The organism is Rheinheimera lutimaris (assembly GCF_013283795.1).
GTDB classification, from domain to species: Bacteria; Pseudomonadota; Gammaproteobacteria; order Enterobacterales; family Alteromonadaceae; genus Alishewanella; species Alishewanella lutimaris.
Map to the genome: position 1 here is coordinate 31,379 of NZ_JABSOD010000027.1, position 8,047 is coordinate 39,425.

At 48.3% G+C, this 8,047-nt stretch carries 10 protein-coding genes; all 10 read left to right on the plus strand.

From position 1 onward, the window contains the following. Positions 1-25: 25 nt before the first annotated feature. The gene (locus HRH59_RS17605) at positions 26-895 is read left to right on the plus strand and encodes a ParB/RepB/Spo0J family partition protein (protein WP_173502582.1); all 870 of its coding nucleotides are present in this window, start codon (positions 26-28) and stop codon (positions 893-895) included. A 143-nt stretch (positions 896-1,038) separates the two neighbouring features. After that, the gene (locus HRH59_RS17610) at positions 1,039-1,419 is read left to right on the plus strand and encodes an ATP synthase subunit I (protein WP_173502583.1); all 381 of its coding nucleotides are present in this window, start codon (positions 1,039-1,041) and stop codon (positions 1,417-1,419) included. Between the two features lie 15 nt (positions 1,420-1,434). Continuing rightward, positions 1,435-2,295: a F0F1 ATP synthase subunit A gene (atpB, locus tag HRH59_RS17615; protein ID WP_173502584.1), complete on the plus strand. Its 861-nt coding sequence runs from the start codon at positions 1,435-1,437 to the stop codon at positions 2,293-2,295. 50 nt (positions 2,296-2,345) lie between these two features. Further along, positions 2,346-2,579 carry a F0F1 ATP synthase subunit C gene (gene atpE, locus HRH59_RS17620; RefSeq protein WP_166838264.1) on the plus strand — a complete coding sequence of 78 codons (234 nt, stop codon included), beginning with the start codon at positions 2,346-2,348 and terminating at the stop codon, positions 2,577-2,579. Between the two features lie 44 nt (positions 2,580-2,623). Further along, entirely contained in the window at positions 2,624-3,094 is a 471-nt protein-coding gene (gene atpF / locus HRH59_RS17625; protein ID WP_173502585.1) for a F0F1 ATP synthase subunit B, read from the plus strand. Between the two features lie 11 nt (positions 3,095-3,105). Further along, a complete protein-coding gene (gene atpH, locus HRH59_RS17630; RefSeq protein WP_173502586.1) occupies positions 3,106-3,639 on the plus strand; it encodes a F0F1 ATP synthase subunit delta in 534 nt (177 codons plus the stop codon). A gap of 14 nt (positions 3,640-3,653) precedes the next feature. Beyond that, positions 3,654-5,195: a F0F1 ATP synthase subunit alpha gene (gene atpA / locus HRH59_RS17635; RefSeq protein WP_173502587.1), complete on the plus strand. Its 1,542-nt coding sequence runs from the start codon at positions 3,654-3,656 to the stop codon at positions 5,193-5,195. A gap of 53 nt (positions 5,196-5,248) precedes the next feature. Next, entirely contained in the window at positions 5,249-6,112 is an 864-nt protein-coding gene (atpG, locus tag HRH59_RS17640; protein ID WP_173502588.1) for a F0F1 ATP synthase subunit gamma, read from the plus strand. Positions 6,113-6,145: 33 nt separating this feature from the next. Next, complete coding sequence (atpD, locus tag HRH59_RS17645) at positions 6,146-7,531, plus strand: F0F1 ATP synthase subunit beta (protein ID WP_173502589.1); 1,386 nt, start codon at positions 6,146-6,148, stop codon at positions 7,529-7,531. Positions 7,532-7,554: 23 nt separating this feature from the next. After that, the gene (locus tag HRH59_RS17650) at positions 7,555-7,971 is read left to right on the plus strand and encodes a F0F1 ATP synthase subunit epsilon (protein ID WP_173502590.1); all 417 of its coding nucleotides are present in this window, start codon (positions 7,555-7,557) and stop codon (positions 7,969-7,971) included. Positions 7,972-8,047: the final 76 nt, after the last annotated feature.

An 8,047-nucleotide genomic window follows, 5' to 3' on the forward strand; every position in this document is an offset into this window, starting at 1 on the left:
AGCAATTTTAGGGAAGCTATTTAGCATGTCGGTAAAGAAACGCGGCCTGGGCCGGGGTCTGGATGCCTTACTTACGTCCAACAGAACCAGCAACACCACCACCGTAAGTAGCAGTGAATTACAACTGTTGCCGGTAGAATTTCTTGCGCCCGGCAAATATCAGCCCCGTAAAGATATGTCCCAGGAAGCACTGGAAGATTTAGCCAGTTCTATCCGTGCCCAGGGCATTATCCAGCCGATAGTTGTGCGGCCACTGACAAAAGATAAGTTCGAGATCATTGCCGGTGAACGGCGCTGGCGTGCCAGCCAACTGGCGCAACTGTCAGAAGTACCCTGTATTGTTAAAGACGTGCCGGATGAAGCCGCGGTTGCCATCGCCCTGATTGAAAATATTCAGCGTGAAGATTTAAATGCGATGGAAGAAGCGGTAGCGCTGGACAGATTATTGACCGAATTTGCCCTTACTCACCAGCAAGTAGCTGATGCAGTGGGTAAATCCCGTGCTTCTGTTACCAACTTATTGCGCTTAAACCAGTTAAATGACGATGTAAAATTACTGCTGGAACATGGCGATATTGAAATGGGCCATGCCAGAGCATTATTGGCATTAAAAGATAACGAGCAGTCAGATGCCGCACGTTTAGTGGCGGCAAAACAGTTTACCGTGCGTGAAACTGAAAACCTAGTGCGGCGTATTCTGGAACCCAAACCAGTGGTAGCGGAAAAACCACGTGACCCTGATGTGATGGCGCTGGAGCAACGTTTAAGTGAGCGTTTTGCGGCACCGGTGCAGATAAGCTACAACAATAAAGGTAAAGGTAAGTTAGAAATTGCTTACAGCAGTCTGGATGAGTTAGACGGTATCATAAATAAGTTGAACGTTGCTGAGCATTAATGCACCAAAATGTACCAATTTTCTGTACCAGCCCTGTACTATCGCGGGGCAGCTGCCGCTTTTTGTTGCAAATTAAAGGCAGATAAGTATACTTTCGCAAGCTTTTTAGACCCCCTTCACGGGTACTTTCAGGGGGACAGACATTGACTGAACAAAATACAGTGCAGGCGCGTAAATCAGCTTACAAGTTGGTGTTGTGCCAGCTGGTAGTAGCCGGGGTTATCGCACTGGCTTTTTTTTTAGCTGTCGATGCAGTAGCCGCCAAGTCCGCCTTTAAAGGTGGTTTGGTTGCTGCCATAGCGAATTTTGCGTTTGCTTTGCTTGCATTCAGAGTTAATGCAGCCGAGCAACCTGAACTGGCCAGAGCAGCTTTACTGCGCGGTCATTCAGTAAAAATGATTTTGATTGTTGTGCTGTGCGCTTTGGTATTACAGCAGCCTGATAGTGTTGCTGCCGCCTTTGTCGTTGGCTTTACATTGACATTACTAGCACAATTGTCAGCTACGTTTTTCTTTAAACATTAAAATTGGGATGGAAACATGGCGGCAGGTGAAGAGTTAACCCTCTCCAGCCATATTCAGCACCACCTTACAAACGCCAAAATGTGCACTGTCGATGGCAGTGTCGTATTTAATAAAGCGTGTAGTGAGGCCGGGTTCTGGACATGGCATATAGATACTTTGGCGTGGTCTATTGGCCTTGGTCTGGTTTTTCTGTGGATTTTCCGCAGTGCTGCCAGCAAAGCAACAACCGGCGTTCCGGGTAAGTTTCAGTGCTTTATAGAAATGGTGGTTGAGTTTGTTGCTGCCAACGTTAAAGATACCTTTCACGGTAAAAGTGCGCTAATTGCACCACTGGCGTTAACGATTTTCGTCTGGGTGTTTTTAATGAACCTGATGGACTTAATCCCGGTAGATTTCCTGCCCGCCTTCGCCGGCTTTGTTGGCGAACAGGCTTTTGGCATGGATTCACATGACGTGTACATGAAAATCGTACCAACAACAGATATCAACATGACAGCTGCGCTGGCCATTGGTGTGTTTCTGTTGATGATTGGTTACTCTGTAAGAATAAAAGGTGTTACCGGTTTTATTAAAGAACTGACATTACATCCTTTTAGCTCATCAAATGTCGCGGTACAGGTCTTATTGATCCCATTTAACCTGCTGCTGGAAACTATCGCGCTGGTAGCGAAACCGTTTTCACTGGCATTGCGTTTGTTCGGTAACCTATATGCTGGTGAGCTTATTTTCATTCTGATTGGTGCAGTTGGGTTGATACAGTTGCCATTGCATTTCATTTGGGCGGTATTCCACATTCTGGTAATCGTATTACAGGCATTTGTATTTATGATGCTGACAATCGTTTATCTGAGTATGGCTAGCTCAGACAATCACTAATCGTTTTTGCTTTACTTTAACTTTAACTATTGAAATATCGGAGATAAAAAATGGAACTAGTATTAGGCCTTAAATATATCGCAGTTGCTCTGTTAATCGGTTTCGGTGCTATCGGTACCGCAATAGGTTTCGGTAACATGGGTGGTAAGTTCTTAGAATCTTGTGCACGTCAACCAGAGCTGGCGCCTTCACTGCAAGTTAAAATGTTCATCCTGGCAGGTCTGATTGATGCTGTTGCGATGATCGGTGTTGGTATCGCGATGGTATTGTTGTTCGTTCTGTAATTAACGGGCGAATTCGAACAACTTACTATTAAGGAGGAGCGGTCGTGAATTTAAACGCCACTCTATTAGGCGAATTAATCGCATTTGCGGTGTTCGTGCTGTTCTGTATGAAGTTTGTCTGGCCGCCGCTGATCAATGCGATTGAAGCGCGCCAGAAAAAAATTGCTGATGGTTTAGCGGCTTCTGATCGGGCGGAAAAAGACCTGGCATTAGCCCAGGACAAAGCCAAAGATCAGTTAAAAGATGCTAAAGCCCAGGCAGCCGACATTATTGAGCAAGCGAAAAAACGCGAAGCCAAAATGCTGGATGAAGCCGTGCACAAAGCCAATGCCGAGCGTGAAAACATTCTGGCGATTGGCAGAGCAGAATTAGAAGCGGAACGTAACCGTTTACGTGAAGATCTGCGCAAGCAAGTTGCTGCATTAGCAGTAGCCGGCGCAGAGAAAATTCTGCAACGTTCTATTGATGAAGCTGCTCACAGCGACATTCTGGAAAAACTGGTTCAAGAACTGTAAGAGGATGAGCTATGTCTGATTTGACTAATATTGCTCGTCCTTACGCCAGAGCGGCTTTCGATTTTGCGGTTGAGCAAAAAGCGTTAGACGCCTGGCTACAGATGTTGGCCTTTGCTGCTGAAGTAGCAAAGAACGACCAGGTTGGCGCTTATTTGGGCGCCAACGGCGCTGCTGACAAGCAGGCCGGTCTGTTTATTCAGGTATGTGGTGAGCAACTCAATGAGCACGGCCAGAACTTTATAAAAGTGATGGCAGAAAATCATCGCTTGTTGGCGTTGCCTGAAGTGTTAGCTGCCTTTGTTGCGTTAAAAGCGGAGTTTGAAAAAGAAATCGACGTTACTGTGGTTTCTGCAACCAAGCTTTCCAAAGCACAACAAGACAAGCTGGCCACGGCATTATCGCAACGTTTGGCACGCAAAGTTAAATTGAACTGTAGCGAAGATCCTGCAGTGGTTGGCGGCATGCTAATCAAAGCAGGTGACATGGTAATTGATGGCTCGATCCGCGGTAAGCTGGATCGTTTAGCAACTGCGCTGCAGTCGTAATTGGGGAACAGAGAATGCAACTGAATTCCACTGAAATATCAGAACTGATCAAAAGTCGTATTGCTCAGTTCGAAGTGGTCAGTGAAGCTCGTAACGAAGGTACTATCGTTCAGGTAACTGACGGCATTATCCGTATCAATGGTCTTGCAGATTGTATGCAGGGCGAGATGATTGAGCTTCCTGGCAACCGCTATGCTATCGCGCTGAACTTAGAGCGCAACTCAGTTGGTGCGGTAGTTATGGGCCCGTACGCGGACTTAACTGAAGGCACCAAAGTAAAAAGCACCGGCCGTATCTTAGAAGTACCGGTTGGCCCGGCGTTATTAGGCCGTGTAGTAAACACCTTAGGTGCACCTATCGACGGTAAAGGCCCGATTGAAGCTGCTGGTTTTGAGCCGGTAGAAAAAATTGCGCCAGGCGTAATTGAACGTCAGTCAGTAGACCAGCCAATGCAGACTGGCTATAAGTCAGTTGATGCGATGATCCCTATCGGCCGTGGTCAGCGTGAATTGCTGATCGGTGACCGTCAGACTGGCAAAACAGCTCTGGCTATCGATGCAATTATCAACCAGAAAGGCACCGGCGTTAAGTGTGTTTATGTTGCAGTAGGCCAAAAGGCTTCTACCATTGCTAACGTAGTACGTAAGCTGGAAGAGCACGGCGCACTGGCACACACTATCGTGGTTGTAGCTTCTGCTTCAGAAGCCGCTGCGCTGCAGTTCCTGGCACCTTATTCTGGCTGTACCATGGGCGAATACTTCCGTGACCGTGGTGAAGATGCGCTGATCGTATACGATGATTTGTCAAAGCAAGCTGTAGCTTACCGTCAAATCTCGTTGCTGTTACGCCGTCCACCAGGCCGTGAAGCTTACCCGGGCGACGTATTCTATTTACACTCACGTTTGCTGGAGCGCGCATCACGCGTTAACGCTGACTATGTAGAGAAGTACACCAAGGGTGAAGTAAAAGGTAAAACCGGTTCATTAACGGCGCTGCCAATTATCGAAACTCAGGCTGGTGACGTTTCTGCGTTCGTACCTACTAACGTAATTTCGATTACCGATGGTCAGATTTTCTTAGAAACTGACTTATTCAACGCTGGTATCCGTCCTGCGGTGAACGCCGGTATTTCGGTATCGCGGGTTGGTGGTGCAGCACAAACCAAGATCATCAAGAAATTAGGCGGTGGTATTCGTCTGGCATTAGCCCAGTACTCAGAGCTGGCGGCGTTCGCGCAGTTTGCTTCTGACCTTGACGAAGCAACCCGCGCCCAGTTAGAGCACGGCCAAAAGGTAACTGAGCTGATGAAACAGCTGCAGTACAGCCCAATGAGCGTTGCTGAAATGGGTGTGTCTATTTTCGCTATCGAAAAAGGCTTTATGAAAGATGTCGACGTGGCCAAAATCCTGGATTTTGAAGCCGGCTTAATCGCTTTCATGAAAGCAGAACACGCTGAGCTGATGGCTGATATCGATAAAACCGGTAACTACAACGACCAAATCGAGTCTACGTTCAAAGCTGCCATTGAGAAATTCAAGGCAACACAGACCTGGTAATCAATGCGGGTGGCTATGCCGCCCCATTCGTTGAATGAAACGGAGATACAGTCATGGCCGGTGGTAAAGAGATAAAAAGTAAGATCGGGAGTATTAATAATACTCGCAAGATCACCAGTGCTATGGAAAAAGTTGCGGTCAGCAAAATGCGCAAAGCGCAAGACCGTGTAGCTGCAACACGCCCATACGCTGAAGGTATGCGCAAAGTGATCGGGAACCTTGCCAATGGCAGCCTGGAATACCGCCATCCGTATCTAGCGGATCGTGAAGTAAAACGGGTTGGTTATATTGTCATTTCTACTGATCGTGGTCTTTGCGGTGGCCTGAATACCAACGAGTTTAAAAAAGTTGCCCTTGAGCTGAAAAGCTGGAAAGACAAAGGTGTGGATGCGCAGTTTGCTGTTATCGGCAACAAAGCAACCGCCTTTTTCAAGCGTTTTGGCGGTAAGGTAGTAGCGCAACAGGCGGGTTCAGGTGACGTACCACGTTTGGCTGATGTGATTGGTTCGGTACAAGTAATGCTTAACGCATTTAACGAAGGCCGGATTGACCGCTTATTTCTGGTGTACAACCAATTTGTAAACACCATGAAGCAAGAGCCAGTGATCGATCAACTCTTACCTTTGCCAAAAGCAGATATTGAGCAAAAAGCACATAACTGGGATTACCTGTATGAGCCGGATCCAAAACCTATTTTAGATATGTTATTGGACCGTTTCGTCGAATCGCAAGTGTATCAGGGTGTGGTAGAGAATTCTGCCAGTGAGCACGCGGCGCGGATGGTAGCTATGAAGGCTGCAACCGACAACGCCGGTAACCTGATGGACGACCTGAAGCTGGTGTACAACAAAGCACGTCAGGCCGCGATTACCCAGGAGCTTAGCGAGATCGTCGCAGGTGCGGCAGCTGTAGGCTAAGGTAAACAGTTTTGAGAAATTTGAGGAAACATCATGAGTCAAGGTAAGGTCGTCCAAATCATTGGCGCCGTTGTGGATATCGATTTTCCACAAGATGCGGTACCTGGTATCTATGACGCGTTAAACGTGACTGACGGTGATCTGGCTGGTTTAGTGCTGGAAGTTCAGCAGCAGCTGGGTGGCGGTACAGTACGTACTATCGCGTTAGGTACTACAGACGGTTTACGTCGCGGCGCTGCCGTGTCTAACACCGGTAAAGCAATTCACGTTCCGGTGGGCAAAGCCACGCTGGGCCGTATTATGAACGTATTAGGCGAGCCAATCGACGAAGCAGGCCCAATCGGTGAAGAAGAGCGTATGCCTATTCACCGTGCCGCGCCAAGCTACGAAGATCAGGCCGCGTCTAATGCCCTGCTGGAAACCGGTATCAAGGTTATCGACCTGGTATGCCCGTTCGCCAAAGGTGGTAAGGTTGGTCTGTTCGGTGGTGCCGGTGTAGGTAAAACCGTAAACATGATGGAACTGATCCGGAACATCGCTATCGAGCACAGCGGTTACTCCGTATTCGCCGGTGTAGGTGAGCGTACCCGTGAAGGTAACGACTTCTATCACGAGATGAAAGACTCTAACGTACTGGATAAAGTATCGTTAGTGTACGGTCAGATGAACGAGCCACCAGGCAACCGTTTACGCGTAGCGTTAACCGGCTTAACCATGGCGGAAAAATTCCGTGATGAAGGCCGTGACGTACTGTTCTTCGTTGATAACATTTACCGTTACACCCTGGCCGGTACCGAAGTGTCCGCACTTCTGGGCCGTATGCCATCAGCGGTAGGTTACCAGCCAACGCTGGCAGAAGAGATGGGCGCCCTGCAAGAGCGTATCACTTCTACCAAGACCGGTTCTATCACGTCAATCCAGGCCGTATACGTACCTGCGGATGACTTAACGGATCCGTCACCAGCTACCACGTTCTCGCACTTAGACGCGACCGTAGTACTGAGCCGTAACATTGCTTCACTGGGTATCTACCCGGCAATCGACCCACTGGACTCAACTTCTCGTCAGTTAGATCCACTGGTAATCGGTAAAGAGCACTATGAAGTGGCGCGTGGCGTACAGTCTGTGTTGCAGCGTTACAAAGAGCTGAAAGACATTATCGCAATCCTGGGTATGGATGAACTGTCTGATGAAGACCGCACTACTGTATACCGTGCGCGTAAAATTCAGCGTTTCCTGTCACAGCCTTTCTTCGTAGCAGAAGTATTTACCGGTTCACCAGGTAAGTACGTACCGCTGAAAGAAACTATCCGTGGCTTTAAAGGCATTCTGGACGGCGAGTTCGACCATATGCCGGAGCAGGCGTTCTACATGGTTGGTTCTATCGACGAAGCGATCGAAAAAGCGAAGAAACTGTAAGTTCAGGCTTTAGGAGAGCGGAGATGGCGATGACAGTGCAACTGGATGTAGTAAGTGCCGAAGAAAAAATCTTCTCCGGCCTTGTCGAATCCGTGCAGGTCACAGGCAGTGAGGGCGAGTTAGGTATTTTACCTTTTCACGCCCCGTTACTGACCACCCTGAAACCTGGCATGGTCCGTATCGTGAAACAATTTGGCGAAGAACACGTGATATACGTAGCCGGTGGTGTACTTGAAGTACAACCCGATACCATCACCGTACTGGCCGATGTCGCGGTACGCGGCGAAGACTTAGACGAGCAAGCCGCTTTAGCAGCACAAAAACGTGCTGAAGAAGCGATGCAGCACGCTGGCGCAGACTTCAACTATGCTGAAGCTGCCGCGCAACTGGCCGAAGCCATTGCCCAGCTGCGCATTATTCAGAAAATGCGTAAAAAATAAGTTCGGGTTCCGAAATATAAAAAGCCACCTTAGGGTGGCTTTTTTGTTGTCGGCCTTAAACCACCTCCTATGGAGG

Coding starts and splice junctions, on each gene's coding strand:
- atpD (WP_173502589.1), top strand. CDS start 6,146: ATGAGTCAAGGTAAGGTCGTCCAAATCATTGGCGCCGTTGTGGATATC.
- HRH59_RS17650 (WP_173502590.1), top strand. CDS start 7,555: ATGGCGATGACAGTGCAACTGGATGTAGTAAGTGCCGAAGAAAAAATC.
- atpG (WP_173502588.1), top strand. CDS start 5,249: ATGGCCGGTGGTAAAGAGATAAAAAGTAAGATCGGGAGTATTAATAAT.
- atpE (WP_166838264.1), top strand. CDS start 2,346: ATGGAACTAGTATTAGGCCTTAAATATATCGCAGTTGCTCTGTTAATC.
- HRH59_RS17605 (WP_173502582.1), top strand. CDS start 26: ATGTCGGTAAAGAAACGCGGCCTGGGCCGGGGTCTGGATGCCTTACTT.
- atpA (WP_173502587.1), top strand. CDS start 3,654: ATGCAACTGAATTCCACTGAAATATCAGAACTGATCAAAAGTCGTATT.
- atpB (WP_173502584.1), top strand. CDS start 1,435: ATGGCGGCAGGTGAAGAGTTAACCCTCTCCAGCCATATTCAGCACCAC.
- atpH (WP_173502586.1), top strand. CDS start 3,106: ATGTCTGATTTGACTAATATTGCTCGTCCTTACGCCAGAGCGGCTTTC.